This is a genomic window from Streptomyces sp. NPDC001663, assembly GCF_042893105.1.
Taxonomy (GTDB): Bacteria; Actinomycetota; Actinomycetes; order Streptomycetales; family Streptomycetaceae; genus Streptomyces.
Genome location: NZ_JBIAUR010000008.1, coordinates 455607 through 471392 on the forward strand (window position 1 = coordinate 455607; position 15786 = coordinate 471392).

Genomic DNA, 15786 nt, shown 5'->3' on the forward strand with positions numbered 1-15786 from the left:
TGCTGGACGGTTGTCATCGGGAGGCCGGCACCACGTGCGCGACCGAGACGTTGCCCTGGGCGGCGACCCCGATCACGAGCTGCTCGACGAAGGCCTCCCGCAGCAGCGCAGCGACCTGCACGGCCGGCCCCAGGCAGCCGGCGCCCGCCGTCGCCCGGATCACGCCTCCGCCGAGCGCGGCCTCGACCGTGCCGGTGACGGCGTCGTCCCCGCCGATGAGCCATACCTGGGGGCGCCTGCCGGTCAGGCCGAGGGCCGCCAGGGCGGTGGCGAGCAGCTGCTCGGCCTCCTTACGGCCCTGCGGTGAGTCGGCCAGCGGCGGTGGCAGCAGGAAGCTGCGCACCTGTACCCGGCCGTGGGTCCGGCCGCCGCGTGCCGCGACTGCCGCCGCCGGTTCGACGACCAGGGCCACGGCCCCGTCCTCGCTGCCGGTGGCGCCGGGTTCGGACCAGTCGAGCGGGGACTCGGCGGCGCCGGTCAGCAGCCATTGGGCGCGGCCGGCGCGCAGCGCCCGTACGCCGTGCTGCACTGCTTCGAGGCCGGCCACCCGGGGGCTGTGGACACCGAGGCTGAAGCCCTTGAGGGCGTGTTCCATGGCGACTCGGGAGCCGACCAGGTTCACCGAGAAGTACGGGACCGTGGCCGGGCTGAGCAGGGTCGAGTCGCCCTCGATCACCGTGCGGTCGAACTCGCCTTGCAGCTCGGACATCCCGTTGTTGGTGCCCACCGTGATCGCCCGGTGGTGCTCGGGCACGTCGGCGAGTTCGGCCCCCGTGTCGGCGAGCGCCCGCGCGGTGGCGGCCAGCAGATACTGGCTGGCCTTGGGCAAGTACTTGTAGCCGCGGCCGAGTTCGGCCCGGTGGTCGAACCAGCCCTTGGTGCGCTCCCCCTCGGGGTCCAGGGCGGTTTCGGTGACCACGCCGATGCCGGTCACCACCGGATCAGCGGTCATCAGGTCGGCAGCGGTCATCGCGGTTCACCCCGCAGCAGGAGGGACATGTTGTTGCCGCCGAAGGCATAGGAGTTGACCATCGCGGTTCGCCCGGACGGGGTGCGTTCGGCGACGGGCACGTGCACCGGGCAGTCCGGGTCGGGCGTGTCGACCGGCAGGTTCGGTGCGAGGTGGCCGTGGTGGAGGAAGAGCGCGGCGGCCACCGTGCCGAGGCCACCGGAGGCGCCGCCGGTGTGGCCGATTAGCGCCTTGAGGCTGTAGAGCGGCAGTTGGCGGGTGCGCTCGCCGAAGATCTCGTACATGGCCTGCGTCTCGACGAGGTCGTTCAGCTTGGTGCCCGTGGCGTGCGGGACGACGAAGTCGACGTCGTCGGCGGCGAGTTCCGCCTCGGCCAGCGCGTCCGCCATGGCCCGCACGATCTGGGTGCCGTCCGGGTCGAGACCGGTCGCGTGGTAGGCCTCGCAGCTCCAGCCGGTGCCGGTCAGCGTCGCGTACACCCGCGCACCGCGGGCCCGTGCGGTCTCGGCGCGTTCGAGTACAACGGCGCCCGCGCCCTCGCCGAGCACGGTGCCGCCGCGGGTCGCGTCGAAGGGCCGGCAGCTCGTCGGATCGAGCGCGCCGACCTGGTTGAAGGCGGCGTGTGCGACCCGGGAGTAGGTCTCGAAGCCGCCGACGACGACGGTGTCGGCCTCGTCGGCGCGGATCATGTCGGCGCCGATGGCCATCGAATAGCCGCTGCCGGAGCAGGCGTTGCTCACGGTGCTCGCGGCGCCGGTCGCGCCGAGCTGCCGGGCGACGACGGACGCGGTGGAGAACACCGGCGTCCAGGAGTCGTCCGCCGGGAAGCTCTTGTTGGCGCGCCACTGCTCGATGACGTAGGCGTCGGCGATGGAGGTCCCCATCACGACGGACGTACGGCCGTCGCCGAGCCCGTCGAGTCCCGCGTCGGCGACCGCCTCGCGGGCCACGCTCAGGGCCGCGCGGGTGGCGTCGCCGATGGCGAAGCCGTCGACGGTGGCCGGCTCGGGCGGCAGGGCGCCCTCGGGCAGGAAGTAGAAGTCCCGGATGGGGACATGGGCCAGCGGGTCGGGGGCCTGGGCCGCGACCGGCGCGGCGGGGTCGAGCAGCCCCTGCCAGAAGCTGTCCACCCCCGCGCCGAGGTGACACAGGGCGCCCAGGCCGGTGATGACGACTTCGGTCACCGTCTGTTCTCCCTCTCAATAAGGCTTTGTACGAGTCCACTTGGCACTGTGTGGTCGGTCGGTGAGGTGCGCGGCTACAGGAAGAAGATCCGGTCGTAGTCGGGCCAGCGGGCCGCGGACTCGCCCGCCGCCACGCACTCGACGCCGTCGATCAGCCGGTCCTCGGCCAGCCCCAGGGCGGCGAGGTCCTCGCGCTCCACCCGGATGCCGACGCCCAGGTCGCGCAGCCGCAGCAGATCGGCGCGGGGTGCGTCGAGGGTGTCGACCAGGCGCTTGCCGACCAGGAGCGGCTCGGGGGTCGCCGGGGCGTCGACCGCGTATGTGACGGCCTCGCCGCGCAGCAGTACGTCGAGGCCGAGCTGCCGGTGGATCTCGATGCCGAGGAACAGCGCGTCGAAGTAGGCGAGTTCGACCGCCCCGCGGTAGGCGCGTTCCACGATCGCCAGCGAGGCCATCAGGCCACCCCCATGAACAGCGTCTTGGTGGCGGCGTGGACATGGCCGCCGAAGGTGTGCGGCGCCCGCATGCGCACCTCGGGGATGTGCCCGGTGGCGCCCCGGTGCTCGCTGCAGGCCCGGCAGCCGAACCAGTGCAGCCGTCCGGGGAAGGCCTCCAGCAGCTCCCGGATCAGTACGACGGTGGTCGGGTACTCGGCGTAACGGTCCAGTAGATTGGCCGGCTTGGTGTCGCCGAGCGCCTCCTGGCTGAGCATGGTGCTGTAGCCGCAGGCCCACACCTGGACGCTCGCGCCGCGCTCCAGCAGCGCCTGGAGCAGCCGGAACACCGAGGTGGTGAGCTCTCCGGTGTGCGGTGGGCCCATCACGACGAGCAGGACGTCCGTCTGCGGGGTGCGCGCCATCAGTGCCACACCACCTTGGTGCCGGGGGCGAGCAGTTCGCCCGCCACCTCGTCCATGCCGACCAGTCGTGCCCGCGCGGGCAGTTGGTCCGCGTCCAGCCCGCGCTGGGTCAGCGCATAGCGGTCGACCCACAACTCGGCGCCGTACGAGAGGAGTTCGGCCAGTTGGGGCTGGGCCGCGGGTAGTGCGGCGGTGACGCCCTCCTGGACGAGGACCAGGCGGACCGGGTGGCCGGAGCGCGCCAGTGTGGTCGCGTCGCCGAGGAAGCGGGGGACGGCCGGGCCGGAGGCAGGTCCGGACGACTCGATCAGTACGAAGCCGGGCTCGTCGGGCACGGTCGGTCACTCGCCGCGCAGGGCGGTCAGGACGTGCTCGTCGAAGGGGACGAGGGACCAGTCCCTGCGGTTGGCGAAGACCGCGTAGCCGTGGACGATCGTACCGGTGGCGGTGGGGACGAGCTTGCCGTCGCGGACGACGTAGCAGTCCATCCGCGAGGTGTAGGTGAGGTCCTTGAAGACGTCCTCGACGGTGAAGACGATGTGCAGCTCCTCCTCCATCAGCGCCTCGTCCAGGAAGCGGATCTTGGAGTGCGGGACCACGGGGATCCACTTGCGCTCGTCGAGAAGGGTCTTGATGGAGATGCCGCGGTGCGCGACGAAGCGGTCCTTGGCCTCCTCCATCAGCCGCAGGTAACCGGACATCTGCAGGCGCTCGTTGTTGTGGCAGTACGGGTAGGAGATCCGCCAGCGCCAGGCGATCGCGTTGGAGCCCTCGACGAGCTCCTTCAGCAGCGGGTCGGTGGCGTGCGTGGCGGTCAGGCCCAGGTCGGCGCTCGGCACGAGCTCGGCGTCCCGCACCGGCTCGGCGGTCGCGATCCGCTCCACGGCGTACGGGGCGAGCTCGGCCGGGACCGCGTTGGCGGGGTCGACATAGCGCTCACGGCGCAGGGCGACGCGCACCTTGGACGTGACGTCCTTGTTCTTGCCGTCCTTGGAGAGGGTGACCGCGAAGGTGAGCGCGGTGCCCTCGCCGGTGGGGCGGACCGTGGCGGTGGCCGTCTCGTCCAGGTGGAAGGCGTTGAGGATGCGGGTGTCCAGCTCGGTCAGCTCGAGACCGAGGCCGTACTCCTCGAACAGCAGGCGCGAGGGCAGATCCGCGGCGCGGAAGTGGGCGAGGACGGCCTCCTCGACCAGGTAGTTGACGTGCTTGAACCCGATCCAGGTGTTGATGTTGTTGCCCTCGTAACGCGGGCGCACCTCGGTCTGGGTGGTGCCGGTGGTGAGGGCCGCCAGCTTTTCCGTAAGTGACGCAAGTGACGTACGTGAAGTGAAAGACATCGGAATTCCCCGTTCCTTTTCCAAGGCTCGTGATTCGAGGCTCGTGCCGCTCGGACGGAAGGAAACGTAGGGGCAACTCCGAGTTGTGCCGGGGGTCTTGACAGCTTCCTGCAGGGGCCGTCCGGGGTTCCGCACCTGCGCGTTTCAGGTTCCTGCCGGTTCTGAGTTCCGGCGCAATTCCCGGCCTAATGTCGCCCCGGAAACACGGGGTTTGCGCTTACGGGGAGTTGTTCAGGTGACTGAGATCGCCATTACCGGCCTGGGTGTGGTCTGCCGGCTCGGCCGGGGCGTCACGACGTTCTGGGCGGGGGTACGGGCCGGCGCCACCGCCGTCGCCGACCAGGTGCCGGACCCGGATCTGAAGGTTGAGCTGCCGCTGTACTACCTGGTGCCCGGCGGCAACTCGGATGAGGCACCCGCGACCCGCTACACCCTGGACGCCGGCCTGGAGGCACACGCCGACGCCGGGCTCGACGGCGTGCCCGGCGCCCGGATCGCCGTGGTGATGGGGTCGAGCGTCGGCGACGCCCGGCAGGTGGAGCTGGCCCGGGCGGGGCAGGTGCCCCCGGTGGCGGACGCCTCGCCGCCGTTCACGCTGGCCTCCGAGCTCGCCGCCCGGATCGGCGCCGGAGCCGGGGCGGTCAACCTCAGCAACGCCTGCGCGGGCAGCGGCTACGCCATCGCGATGGGCGCGGAGATGATCCGCACCGGCGAGGCGGACGTGGTGGTCGCGGGCGGGGCCGAGGCCTACTCGCGGGTGACCGTGGCCGCCTTCAACCAGATGGGCGCCCTCGCCCCCGACCGGCCCCGCCCGTTCGCCGAGGACCGCGCCGGGGTCGTGCTCGGCGAGGGCGCGGGCGCCGTCGTACTCGAATCGGTCGAGCATGCGAAGGCGCGCGGCGCGCAGGTGTACGCGCGGCTCGCCGGCACCGGCTGGAGCTGCGACGCCGCCCACCCGACCGCGCCCGACCCGACCGGCGCCCAGGCGGGACGTGCGATGCGGGCGGCGCTGGCGGAGGCGGGCGCCGGACCGGACGACGTCACGCTGATCGTGCCGCACGCGACCGGAACCAAGCTGAACGACAGCACCGAGGCGGCGGCGATGGGCGCGGTCTTCGGCACCCGTCTCGCCGCGATCCCGCTGCACAACCTCAAGGCGGTCGTCGGCCATCTGGCGGGCGGCGCGGGGGTGTTGGGTGCGGTGCTGGCAGCCCTCTGCTTCCACCACGGCACGGTCCCCGGCAATCCGCCGACGACCGCGTCCGACCCCGAGTGCCCGGTCCACCTGCCCTCCGAGGCCACGGAACTGCGCGACGGGATCGCGCTGGTGAACGCCTACGCCTTCGGCGGCAACAACATCTCCCTGGCCCTGACCGGAGCGTCCTCATGACCCAGGACTTCGTCGTGTCGGCCATCGACGCCGTCACCCCTCCGCACCCCGATGCGACCGACTGGTTCGACCAGCGGGCCGAACTCGGCCGTGGCTACCGGCACTTGCCGCCGTCCGCCCAGTATCTGCTGGCCGCGGTCAAGCGGGTGCTGGCCCGGCAGGGTGTCGGCGAGGCGCTGCTGGCGGTGCCCGAGGAGCGGCGTGCGGTTGCCGTCGGCACCAACCATGCCGTGGCCGGAGTGCACGCGGAGATCGACCGGGCGACCATCGCCGGCGAGGCCCGGTTGCTCTCGCCGACCGCGGTGCCGTACTTCTCGCCGAACCTCATCGCCAGCCGGGTCGCGATGGAGCACGCGCTCAAGGGCTTCAGCCTGGCCGTGCACACCCCGCGGACGGCCGCCCTGGAGGCGCTGCAGGCGGGGCTGCGCGCGATCAGGTCGGGTCGGGCGGACTGGCTGCTCGCCGGGGCCACCGAGGTCGTAGCGCCGGAGTCGGACAAGGCCGCGGTGAGCGTGCGCGGTGCGGCCGAGGACGGTGCGCTGGCCCTGGTCGTCGAGTCCGCTCAGGCGGTAACGGCCAGTGGGCGCCGGGCACTTGGGCGCATCGCGGTGCGCTCGGTCTTCGTACCGCCGCGGCGGGCCGGGGAGCCGGAGGAGGTGCGAGCGGCCATCGGCGTGCTCCTCGACGGGCTCTCCTACGACACCGGGGCCGACGTCCGCCTGACCGGTGACGGTTCCGTGGTCGCCCTGGCCGTCGCAGCCGCGCTCGGCGTCGAGCCGGAACCCGCCGGTGCCGGATCACTCGGCCCCCTCCAGGCGGTCGCCGCGGCGCTCACAACCCGGCAGCGCCCTGAAGGGACGCGAGGCCCTAACCGAAATGCGGCTACCGCCGCGTGGGCGCGCCCGGCCACGACGGCGCCGCAGACGACCGACGCCGCACCGCAACTCGTCGTGGCCGCAACCGCCGCAGGAAACGTCTCCGCAGCCTTCGTCACCCCCACACCACCCCAATGACGGCTCAACACCCCAATGAAGGAGACCAGTTGATGGCAACGCAAGCAGAAGTCCCCGAATCCGGCGTCGAGCCCCCCGTCTCGGGCCGCGGCTGGACCCTGGCCGTGGTCTGCATCGCCACGTTCATGCTCATGCTCGACCTGACCGTCGTGAACGTGGCCCTGCCCGACATGCGGGTCTCGCTGGACGCCGACTTCAGCGAGCTGCAGTGGGTCCTCGACTCCTACGCGCTGACGCTCGCCGCGTTCCTGCTCACCGGCGGTTCGCTCGCCGACCGGTTGGGCCGCAAGCGGGTGTTCAACACCGGGTTCGTGGTGTTCACGCTGGCCTCGCTCGGCTGCGGTGTCTCGCAGAGCATCCTGCAGCTCAACCTCGCCCGCGGGCTCCAGGGTGTGGGCGCCGCCGTGCTGTTCGCGGTCGGCCCCGCGCTGATCGGCCACGAGTACCGCGGCAAGGACCGCGGCCAGGCCTTCGGGATCTTCGGCGGTGTCGTCGGTCTGGCGATCGCCTTCGGTCCGCTGATCGGCGGCGGTCTCACCGACGCGCTGAACTGGCGCTGGATCTTCCTGGTGAACGTGCCGATCGGCGTCCTCGCCCTGGCCATCGGCCAGCTGCGCATCCGCGAGTCCCGCAACCCGGCCGGCCATCGCGTCGACTGGGCGGGCCTGGTGGTCTTCTCCAGCGCTCTCGGCCTGCTGGTGACCGGCTTCCTGCGCGGACACGCGGAGGGCTGGGACAGCACGCCGATCGTCTCGATGTTCACCGGCTCCGGCGTCCTGCTCGTGCTGTTCGTCCTCATCGAGCGGCGTCGCGGTGAGGCGGCCATGCTCGACCTGTCGCTGTTCCGCATCCCCTCGTTCATCGGCATGTCGGCGGCGACGCTGCTGTGGAACTCCACCGTGCTGAGCGCGATCTTTCTGCAGATCTCCTATCTGCAGAACGTGCTGGGCTTCAGCGCGTGGGAGACCGGTGTGCGTTTCCTGCCGATGACCCTGACGCTGTTCGTCGTCGCGGGTGTCACCGGTCTGCTGACCGCGAAGGCGTCGCCGAGGCTGCTCGCGGTGCTCGCGGGGGCGCTGATGGCGACCGGCCTGGGCCTGGTCACGTTGGTGCGGCACGACAGTGAGTGGACCGTGCTGCTGCCCAGCATGATCGTGGCCGGTGTCGGCATGGGCATCTACCAGCCGCTGCGGGCCGCGCTCTCGGTCGGCATGGTGGAGCCCGAGAAGGCCGGCATGTCCTCCGGGATCGCCGAGACCTTCCAGCAGGTCGGCGTGGCCCTGGGTATCGCGGTGTTCGGCGCGGTCTTCCAGAGCCGAGTCGCCGACGCGTTTGTCGCCTCCTCGGCGGCGGACCAACTCGGCCCGAAGGCGGACCAGTTCGGCGATGCGGTGTCCACGGGTGCCGTCGGCGAGATGGCCAAGGCGCTGCCGCCGGAGATCGCCGGGAAGGTCGTCCAGGCGGCGCAGTCCGCCTTCGTCGACGGCCTGCACGACGTACTGATCGCCTCCTCGACCGTGACCGCCGTCGGCGCCGTCATCGCGCTGCTGCTGATCCGCGCCAAGGACCTGCACGAGAGCGCGCGCGGCGACCATCTGCCCGACCTCGACGCCGAGTTCCTCGGTCTGCCGGAACTGAACCTGCCCCAGAACGCAAAGGACTGACCGACGTGCCCACCATCACCACCCGCCAGACGACCGGGGAACCCCCCGGCCGCATCTGGGACGCCCTGCTCGACACCGCGTCCATCCCGTCCTACGTCCCCGAGGTCGCCGAGGCCGAGACCCTCAGCGTCGACGACGATCGGCGCACCACCCGCTGGGCCGTCTTGCTCGACGGGCCGCGCCTGGAATGGGTGCAGGAGGACGTGCTCGACCACGAGCGGCGCCGCATCGACTTCCGGCACACCTGGGGGCCGCTGTCGCGCTGCACGGGTCACTGGCAGATCGGCACCGACGGCCCGCACACCACCGTGGAACTGCACCTCGACTTCGAGATCGGCATCCCGCTGATGGACGCCATGCTCGGCCCGATCGCCGAGCGGAAGCTGCGCCGCTTCACCGAGTCCGTGCTGGCGCGGATCGGCGAGCGCACCTCGCCGGGTGCGGTCGGCGGCATCGCACCGAGGAGCGCCGGATGAAGATCCTGCTGACCGGGTCCGGCGGCGTGGTGGGCAGTGAAGTCCTCGCCCAGCTGGCCGAGTTCGGGGACCGCGCCGAGGTGACGGCCGTGACCCGGCGCCCGACCCGCCCGACGGAGACCGGCTGGGTGCTGGGCGCCGAGCCCGCCCCCGAGGAGCTGCGCCGGCGGCACTGGGACGTGATCGTCCACAGCGCCGCCTCCACCCGGTGGACGATGACCAAGGAAGAGGCGATCACCGCCAACGTCCGCACCACCGAGGCCGTCCTCGAACTCGCCGACGCCGACACCCACTTCGTGCACATCTCGACGGCGTACGTCGACGGACAGGAGGGGGCCGCCCGGGACCCCGAGTACGGCCTGTACCGCAACGGCTACGAGTGGTCCAAGGCCGAGTCCGAGGACGTCGTGCGCACCCGGCATCCGGGACCGCTGACCATCGTGCGGCCCCCGCTGGTCTTCGGCCGCAGCACCGACGGCGCGATCGCCCGCCTGTCGGGCCCGTACGCGATGGTGCAGTCCCTGATCTCGGGCCTGGCGCCCGCGCTGGTCGGCGACCCGGACGGCTTCATCGAGATCTCGCCGGTGGACCAGGTCGCCCAGGTCATCGTGGCCGCCGCGCTCGGGACGCCGCCGGCCGTGCAGGTGGTGGAGACGATCGCCGGGGGCGAGAACTGTCTGCGGGTCTCGGACATGGTCGCGGTCATCACCCGGACCATCAACGAGTGGCGGGCCGAGCGGGACATCGCGCCGATCCCGCTCGCGCCCGTCATCCCCACCGCCCACTGGCACGGCTTCTACCTGCCGCTGTCCACCCCGCACCTCTCCGACGTGCAGCAGCGCGCGGTCGACCTGCTCAGCATGTTCGAGAGCTACACCAGCATCCCGGCCCCCTTCACCCCGACCAGGCAGGTCCGCGACCCCGCCGACCTGCTGGCCCGCTCGGTCCGCTGGTGGGCCGACGCCAAGCCCCGGCACGCCAAGCGGCTGCCGGAGCCGTGGCAGCTCGTCGCGGCCTGAACCCACCTTTCCCACTCACCTTTAAGGAATCAGCAATGACCACCGCCACGCTCGAAAAGGAATCCCTGCGCGAACTCGTCGCCGACGCCCTCGACGTCGAGATCGAGGACGTCACCGACGACGCCCTCTATGTCGAGGACCTCGGCGTCGACTCCCTCATGGGCCTGGAAATCCTGGTCCAGCTGGAGAAGAAGTTCGGCGTCAAGATCTCCGAGAAGGAATTCGGCGAGATCACCAACTTCGGCCAGACCTACAGCCTGCTCAGCTCGAAAATCACGGGATGAGCGGGCACGAACGCTGCCGGTCGGTCCGTACCCCCTTCACGGAGGTCCGGGCCGACGGCGTCTCGCTGCGACTCGACCCCGCGGAGCCGGTGTTCAACGGCCACTACCGCGGTTTCCCGATCTTCGCCGGGGTCTTCCTCGTCGAGACGGCCCACCAGGCCGCGCTCGACCGCCCGCCGGCCGGAGCGCCCGGGCTGCGCCTGGCGCGCCTGGAGTCGGCCCGCTTCCTGCACCCCGCCTACCCGGGCGACACGCTGACCTTTGCGCTGCGCTGGACGCAGGACGGGGCGGACTGGGTGTGCCGGGCGACGGCCGCCACCGAGCGCGCCCCGGTGGCACGCATCCGTCTGCGGTACGAGGAGGCCGGCGCCGCCTCGCCCCTCGTACCGCCCGAGTTCCCGCCCCGACCGGCCACCGGCCTGGGCCCGTTGAACCTGCCCGAGCTGATGGCCCGTATCCCGCACCGCGACGACATGCTGCTGATCGACCGGGTGCGGTCGTTCACCCCCGGCGGGCAGGTCACCGCCGAGAAGGCGATCACGTACGGCGAGCCCTGGTACCGGCACCTCGACTCCGAGGTGAAGGACCCGGCCGCGTACGCCTATCCCATCGGCCCGTTGATGGAGTCCTTCAACCAGGCCGCGGCGGTTCTCGCCACGGCCGACAAGGCCAACACGGATGTGCTGGCCGAAGAGGTCCTGATGCTCGGCAGTTACACCCAAGTGGCCTTCGGCGCCCCGGTGTTCCCGGGCGACACCCTCGAGCACTCCGTCCGGCTGGCCCGCACGGTCGACGGCATCCAGATCTTCGAGGGCAGCACGCGCGTTGCCGGCCAGGTGGTCCTGACCGTGGAGCAGGCCGTGCTGGCCCGCCGACCCGCCGACCGCATTCGCTGACAACTTCCTGCCGCGGCCGGACCGATCGCCTTTGTGGCGGTCAAGAATGAACTCACGGAAATCAATTCCCTCTCGGGCAGTTCCCGAGAAGTTCCCGCGCAATTCTCAAGGAGATCACGCATGTCCACCGAGCTCGCCGAGCGCACCGAGACCATCAAGGAAATCGTCTGCGACATCCTCGAGATCGAGGAGGACGAGGTCACCCAGACGAGCCTTTTCAAGGAGGACCACAACGCCGACTCGCTGCGCGCGATCGAGATTCTCGCCGCGCTGGAAAAGGAGTTCAGCGTCGTCATCAACCAGAGCGAACTGCCCCGCATGGTGAACATCGAGGGCGTCTACGCGGTCGTGGCCGAGGCCGCCGGCTGGTAGGGCCAAGTCCGCGCCCGGATCCGGGTGAGGGAGCGACGACTGTGGATCGGAAGGGTGGCATGTCAGCACAGCACGGCGCACCGAGCGCCATCGGGCCGGCCGGGGAAGGGGCACGCCACCGGGTCGTCCTCACCGGGTTCGGCGTGGTCTCCAGCATCGGCCTCGGCGTCGCCGAGTTCCTGCGGGGCCTCAAGGAGGGCCGCAGCGGGGCCAAGCCCATCTCCGTGTTCGCCACGGAGGGGTACTCGCACTCGACGGGATGCGAGGTCACCGGGTTCGACCCCGCGCAGTGGATCTCCGAGCTCGACCTGGACCAGCTGGGGCGGGCCACGCAGTTCTCGGTGGCCGCCGCCCGCATGGCCCTGCAGGACTCGGGCCTGGACCTGGGCCGGCTGCGTGAGCAGCGCGGCCTGATCTCGATCGGCACCACCGACGGCGAGTCCTACGACCTCGACCACCTCGTCGAGGCCGAACTCGCCGACGGCGCCGAGAAGTTGGACCCGGTGGCCGTGCGCCGGGTCCCCGCGGGGCGGCTGTCGGTGGCCGTCGCGCAGGAGCTGGGCCTCAGCGACGTGGAGGCGGTGACGGTGCCCACCGCCTGCGCGGCCGGCAACTACGCCATCGGCTACGGCTTCGACGCCGTGGCCTCCGGCGAGGCCGAGTTCGCGTTCTGCGGCGGCGCGGACGCGATGTGCCGCAAGACGTTCACCGGCTTCTACCGGCTGGGCACCATCGCCCCGGACCGCTGCCAGCCCTTCGACGCCGACCGCAAGGGCATCCTGACGGGCGAGGGCGCCGGCGTCCTCGTACTGGAACGCCTGGACTCCGCCCTGGCCCGCGGCGCGCACATCTACGCCGAGGTGCTGGGCTACGGCCTCAACTGCGACGCCTACCACCAGGTGGCGCCCAACCGGGACAGCGTCGCCCGGGTGATGCAGCTCGCCCTGGAGAACTCCGGCGTCAAGCCGGAACAGGTCGACCTGATCTCCGCGCACGGCACCGGCACCAAGGCCAACGACGTCACCGAAGTCGGCGCGATCCGGCAGGTGTTCGGGGACACCCCGCCGCGCACGGTGTCGGTCAAGTCGATGCTCGGGCACAGCATGGGCGCCGCCAGCGCGCTCGGCGCGATCGGCTGCGCGCTCGCCATCGACAACCGCTTCGTGCCGCCCACCATCAACCACGTCACCACCGACCCGGAGTGCACCGTCGACTGCGTGCCGAACCGGGCGGTCGAGGCCGACCTGCGGGTCGTGCAGAACAACGGGCTGGCCTTCGGCGGCAACAACGCGGTGGTGCTGCTGGGCCGTTACGACGCCCCGGCCGACCCCATACACGAGAAGGAGGACGCGCTGTGCTGAGCCAGGCCATCACCGGCATCGGCGCCATCGCCAGCACGGGCAGGGGAATCGACGACCTCTTCGAGAACCTGTGCGCCGGCGTCACCGGCCACGCCCCGCTGCGCGGCTTCGACAGGGCCAACTTCCGTGCCCAGTACGCCTACGAGGTCGACGACCGGCCCGCCGAGGGCAGCGACGTCCCGGCCCGCGCCACCGCCCTGCTGCTGGATGCGGTCGGCCAGGCGGCCAAGGACGCCGGGCTCGGCGACGACCTCGCCGGCATCCCCGTGCTCGTCGGCACGGGACTGCGCGAGCTGCGCTCCCTTGAGCTGTGGTGGCGCGGGGACGCCGAACTCACCGAGCACGGACTGCACTTCGGGCCCGCCCTGAAGGAGCGCTTCGGCGCCGAGCAGACGTACACCTTCTCCAACGCCTGCTCCGCCTCGCTGTACGCACTGGCCCTCGGCTCGGACCTGCTGGCCCGGCCGGACGGCCCGGACACGGTGATCGTGGCCGGTGTCGACGTGCTGACCGAGAGCATGTACGGCCTGCTGGAGCGGGTCCACCCGGAGGCGCCCGAGCGGGTCAGGCCGTTCGACCGCAACCGCACCGGTGTGCTCATGGGCGACGGCGCGGCAGCCGTCGTCCTGCAGAAGGAGGCGACCGGGGACGAGGGTCAGCAGGTGCACGGGCGGCTGCGCGGGGTGGCGGTCAACTGCGACGCCTACCACGCCACCGCGCCCTCGCCCGAGGGCATCGCGCAGGCGATGCGGCAGGCGTACGCCGTCGCCGCGGTCGAGCCGAAGGACGTCGACCTGGTGATGCTGCACGGCACCGGCACCCTCCTCAACGACGAGGCGGAGGCCGTCGCGCTCGCCGAGGTGCTCGGTTCGGACGCGGACAAGCCGCTGATGACCGCCGTCAAGTCGATGACCGGGCACACCTCGGGCGGCTCCGGCCTGCTCAACCTGGTGGTCGGGCTGCGGGCCATGGACCAGGGGCGGATCCCGCCCACGGTGGGCCTGGACGACCCGGTGGACGAGGCGGCCGGCTTCCGCTTCGTGACCGGCGCCGAGCGTCAAGCACACCTGGAAACCATGCAGTTGAACGCCTTCGGCTTCGGCGGCATCAACGCGGTGGCGATCGTGGAGGCGGCTCGATGAGCGGTTCAGTGGTCATTACGGGCGTCAGTGTCCTGGTCCCGGGGGCGGACACCCCGGCGGCGCTCGCGGCCGGTCCCGAGGCGGGCGGGCGCCCCGTGGCGCCGGAGGTGCTGGTCGGCAAGAAGGGCCTGCGCTACAAGGACCGGGCGACGCAGCTGGCGTACTGCCTGGCCTCCGGCGCGCTGATGGACACCGGCCTGCTCGACGAGGACGGGCTGACCGTCCCGGGCACGAGCATCGGTGTCGTCGCCAGCTCCAACTTCGGCAACCTGGACACCGTCGTGCGCGCCCTGGACACCATCCGGGCGCAGACGGTCACGGCCACCTCGCCGATGGACCTGCCGAACGCCTCCAGCAATGTGGTCGCCTCCTCGGTGGCGATCCGCTTCGGCCTGCGCGGCCCCAACCTGATGGTCTGCAACGGCGCGACCTCGGGCCTGGACGCCGTGCACTGGGCCGCCACCATGATCGACTCGGGCCGGGTCGACCGGGTGCTGGTGATCGGCGTGGAGCCGGACAACGACGCGGTACGGCGTCTGCTGGGCGAGGGCCGCACGGGCCTGGACGGCGGTGCCGCCCTGGTGGTCGAGCGCGCCGAGGCCGCCCGCCACCGCTCGGCCACGGTCCGCGCGGTCTACGGCGGCTACGCGATGAGTGACGGCATCCGCTCCTGCGTGGAGGACCTCGCCGGCCCGGACCGTACGGCGCCGGCCCGCTGGCAGATCCCGCAGGACGCCGCCTCCACCCTGCCCGACGATCTGCTCCCGGGCGTGCCGCGGGTCGGCCTCGGCGCCGGGCTCGGCCAGGCGTCCGGCGCGCTGGGCGTGCTGCAGTGCGCGGCGGCGACGGACTGGTTCGACGAGGGCGGTACGGGCCCGGTGTACGCGGTGTCCGGCGCGGGCCTGAGCGGTGCCACGGCCGGCGTCTCCCTGCTGTCCCCGACCCAGCTCGTCTCGACCCCACTCCCCCTTGCGGGGAGTCGACGGTGATGCGTCCCCCCGCGCCGTCGGCTCCCGTCGTGCTGCGGCGGCACCCGGGTGCCGCCGCAGCAGGCGCCCCCAGAATCCTGTTCCTGCACGGCCTCGCGGGCAGCGACACCGTGTGGGAGGAGACCGTGCGGCAGCTGGGTGCCGCGCACGAGGTCTGGTCGGCCCAACTCCCCTGGCGGGGACAGGGGGTGGAGGGCTGGGGCCGGACCGCCAACCTCACCCCCTGGGTCGAGGAGGCGCTGGCTTCCGTGCCCGGCCCGGTGGACGTCGTCGTGGCGCACTCGATGTCGTCCAACGTGCTGCTCGAACTGCTCGACCGCACCGATGCGTTCGACCGTTTCGGTATCCGCGCCCTGGTCCTCGTCTCGCCCTTCTACCGGGGCACGGCGGAGGAGTTCGACTGGGCGACCATCACCCACTACCTCAACGACTTCCACCTGATCCTGCAGGAGGGCATCCGCGCCCACTCCGGCGGCCGGGTGTCGGCGGAGACCGAGATCCTCATGGCGCAGCGGGTGCGGGAGTGGATCGGCCCGTACGGCTGGATCCGCTTCTTCGACCTGTTCCTGCGCACGCCCGAGCTGCGCACGGCCCGAATCACCGTGCCCTGTCTGGTGGTTGGCGGCGCGCACGACATCGCCACCCCGTCCCAGCACGCCATCGCGCTGGCCGGCGCGCTGCCCGACGCCCGCCTGCGCGTCCTCGGCGGCAGCGGCCACTTCCCGATGGTGGACGAGCCGGCCGACTTCAACGCCGAGCTGCGCGAGTTCCTGGATTCGGTCCTGACGCCCCCGCCCGTCCTGCAAACAACCCTCACCACAGAAACGTGA

Annotated in this window: 18 protein-coding genes; 12 read left to right on the forward strand and 6 right to left on the reverse strand. The window is 71.7% G+C overall.

Features of this window, described 5'->3' with window-relative positions; genetic code table 11:
• Nucleotides 1-13 precede the first annotated feature (13 nt).
• From ACFY1L_RS27275 to ACFY1L_RS27300, 6 genes are all read right to left on the reverse strand, one after another.
• The gene (locus tag ACFY1L_RS27275) at nt 14-970 is read right to left on the reverse strand and encodes a beta-ketoacyl synthase N-terminal-like domain-containing protein (protein WP_388829578.1); all 957 of its coding nucleotides are present in this window, start codon (nt 968-970) and stop codon (nt 14-16) included.
• The gene (locus ACFY1L_RS27280; RefSeq protein ID WP_388829581.1) at nt 967-2154 is read right to left on the reverse strand and encodes a beta-ketoacyl-[acyl-carrier-protein] synthase family protein; all 1188 of its coding nucleotides are present in this window, start codon (nt 2152-2154) and stop codon (nt 967-969) included. The genes ACFY1L_RS27275 and ACFY1L_RS27280 overlap by 4 nt, the downstream gene beginning before the upstream one ends.
• A gap of 74 nt (nt 2155-2228) precedes the next feature.
• The gene (locus ACFY1L_RS27285; RefSeq protein WP_388829584.1) at nt 2229-2609 is read right to left on the reverse strand and encodes a hypothetical protein; all 381 of its coding nucleotides are present in this window, start codon (nt 2607-2609) and stop codon (nt 2229-2231) included.
• The gene (locus tag ACFY1L_RS27290; protein WP_388829587.1) at nt 2609-3013 is read right to left on the reverse strand and encodes a hypothetical protein; all 405 of its coding nucleotides are present in this window, start codon (nt 3011-3013) and stop codon (nt 2609-2611) included. The genes ACFY1L_RS27285 and ACFY1L_RS27290 overlap by 1 nt, the downstream gene beginning before the upstream one ends.
• Nucleotides 3013-3348 (reverse strand): DsrE family protein, encoded by a 336-nt coding sequence (locus ACFY1L_RS27295; protein WP_388829590.1) that lies wholly within the window; start codon nt 3346-3348, stop codon nt 3013-3015. Before ACFY1L_RS27295 ends, ACFY1L_RS27290 begins: the two co-directional genes overlap by 1 nt.
• Nucleotides 3349-3354: 6 nt before the next feature.
• Nucleotides 3355-4350: a thioesterase family protein gene (locus ACFY1L_RS27300; RefSeq protein WP_388829593.1), complete on the reverse strand. Its 996-nt coding sequence runs from the start codon at nt 4348-4350 to the stop codon at nt 3355-3357.
• A gap of 235 nt (nt 4351-4585) precedes the next feature.
• On the opposite strand from ACFY1L_RS27300, the gene ACFY1L_RS27305 reads away from it, so the two are divergent.
• The 12 genes from ACFY1L_RS27305 to ACFY1L_RS27360 all read left to right on the forward strand — a co-directional run bounded on the left by ACFY1L_RS27305 (nt 4586) and on the right by ACFY1L_RS27360 (nt 15786).
• Complete coding sequence (locus ACFY1L_RS27305; protein WP_388829596.1) at nt 4586-5740, forward strand: beta-ketoacyl-[acyl-carrier-protein] synthase family protein; 1155 nt, start codon at nt 4586-4588, stop codon at nt 5738-5740.
• A complete protein-coding gene (locus tag ACFY1L_RS27310; RefSeq protein WP_388829599.1) occupies nt 5737-6753 on the forward strand; it encodes a beta-ketoacyl synthase N-terminal-like domain-containing protein in 1017 nt (338 codons plus the stop codon). Before ACFY1L_RS27305 ends, ACFY1L_RS27310 begins: the two co-directional genes overlap by 4 nt.
• Before the next feature lie 32 nt (nt 6754-6785).
• Nucleotides 6786-8417 (forward strand): MFS transporter, encoded by a 1632-nt coding sequence (locus ACFY1L_RS27315; protein ID WP_388829602.1) that lies wholly within the window; start codon nt 6786-6788, stop codon nt 8415-8417.
• Between the two features lie 5 nt (nt 8418-8422).
• Nucleotides 8423-8893, forward strand: a complete 471-nt coding sequence (locus ACFY1L_RS27320; RefSeq protein ID WP_388829605.1) for a type II toxin-antitoxin system RatA family toxin — start codon at nt 8423-8425, stop codon at nt 8891-8893.
• Complete coding sequence (locus tag ACFY1L_RS27325; RefSeq protein WP_388829608.1) at nt 8890-9912, forward strand: SDR family oxidoreductase; 1023 nt, start codon at nt 8890-8892, stop codon at nt 9910-9912. Before ACFY1L_RS27320 ends, ACFY1L_RS27325 begins: the two co-directional genes overlap by 4 nt.
• 35 nt (nt 9913-9947) lie before the next feature.
• Nucleotides 9948-10196, forward strand: a complete 249-nt coding sequence (locus tag ACFY1L_RS27330) for an acyl carrier protein (RefSeq protein WP_388829611.1) — start codon at nt 9948-9950, stop codon at nt 10194-10196.
• Complete coding sequence (locus ACFY1L_RS27335; protein WP_388829614.1) at nt 10193-11092, forward strand: 3-hydroxyacyl-ACP dehydratase FabZ family protein; 900 nt, start codon at nt 10193-10195, stop codon at nt 11090-11092. The genes ACFY1L_RS27330 and ACFY1L_RS27335 overlap by 4 nt, the downstream gene beginning before the upstream one ends.
• A 120-nt stretch (nt 11093-11212) precedes the next feature.
• Entirely contained in the window at nt 11213-11464 is a 252-nt protein-coding gene (locus ACFY1L_RS27340) for an acyl carrier protein (protein ID WP_388829618.1), read from the forward strand.
• Between the two features lie 59 nt (nt 11465-11523).
• Nucleotides 11524-12825, forward strand: a complete 1302-nt coding sequence (locus ACFY1L_RS27345) for a beta-ketoacyl-[acyl-carrier-protein] synthase family protein (RefSeq protein WP_388829621.1) — start codon at nt 11524-11526, stop codon at nt 12823-12825.
• A complete protein-coding gene (locus tag ACFY1L_RS27350) occupies nt 12819-13967 on the forward strand; it encodes a beta-ketoacyl-[acyl-carrier-protein] synthase family protein (RefSeq protein ID WP_388829624.1) in 1149 nt (382 codons plus the stop codon). The genes ACFY1L_RS27345 and ACFY1L_RS27350 overlap by 7 nt, the downstream gene beginning before the upstream one ends.
• A complete protein-coding gene (locus ACFY1L_RS27355) occupies nt 13964-14956 on the forward strand; it encodes a beta-ketoacyl synthase N-terminal-like domain-containing protein (RefSeq protein ID WP_388829627.1) in 993 nt (330 codons plus the stop codon). The genes ACFY1L_RS27350 and ACFY1L_RS27355 overlap by 4 nt, the downstream gene beginning before the upstream one ends.
• Complete coding sequence (locus ACFY1L_RS27360; RefSeq protein ID WP_388829630.1) at nt 14956-15786, forward strand: alpha/beta fold hydrolase; 831 nt, start codon at nt 14956-14958, stop codon at nt 15784-15786. Before ACFY1L_RS27355 ends, ACFY1L_RS27360 begins: the two co-directional genes overlap by 1 nt.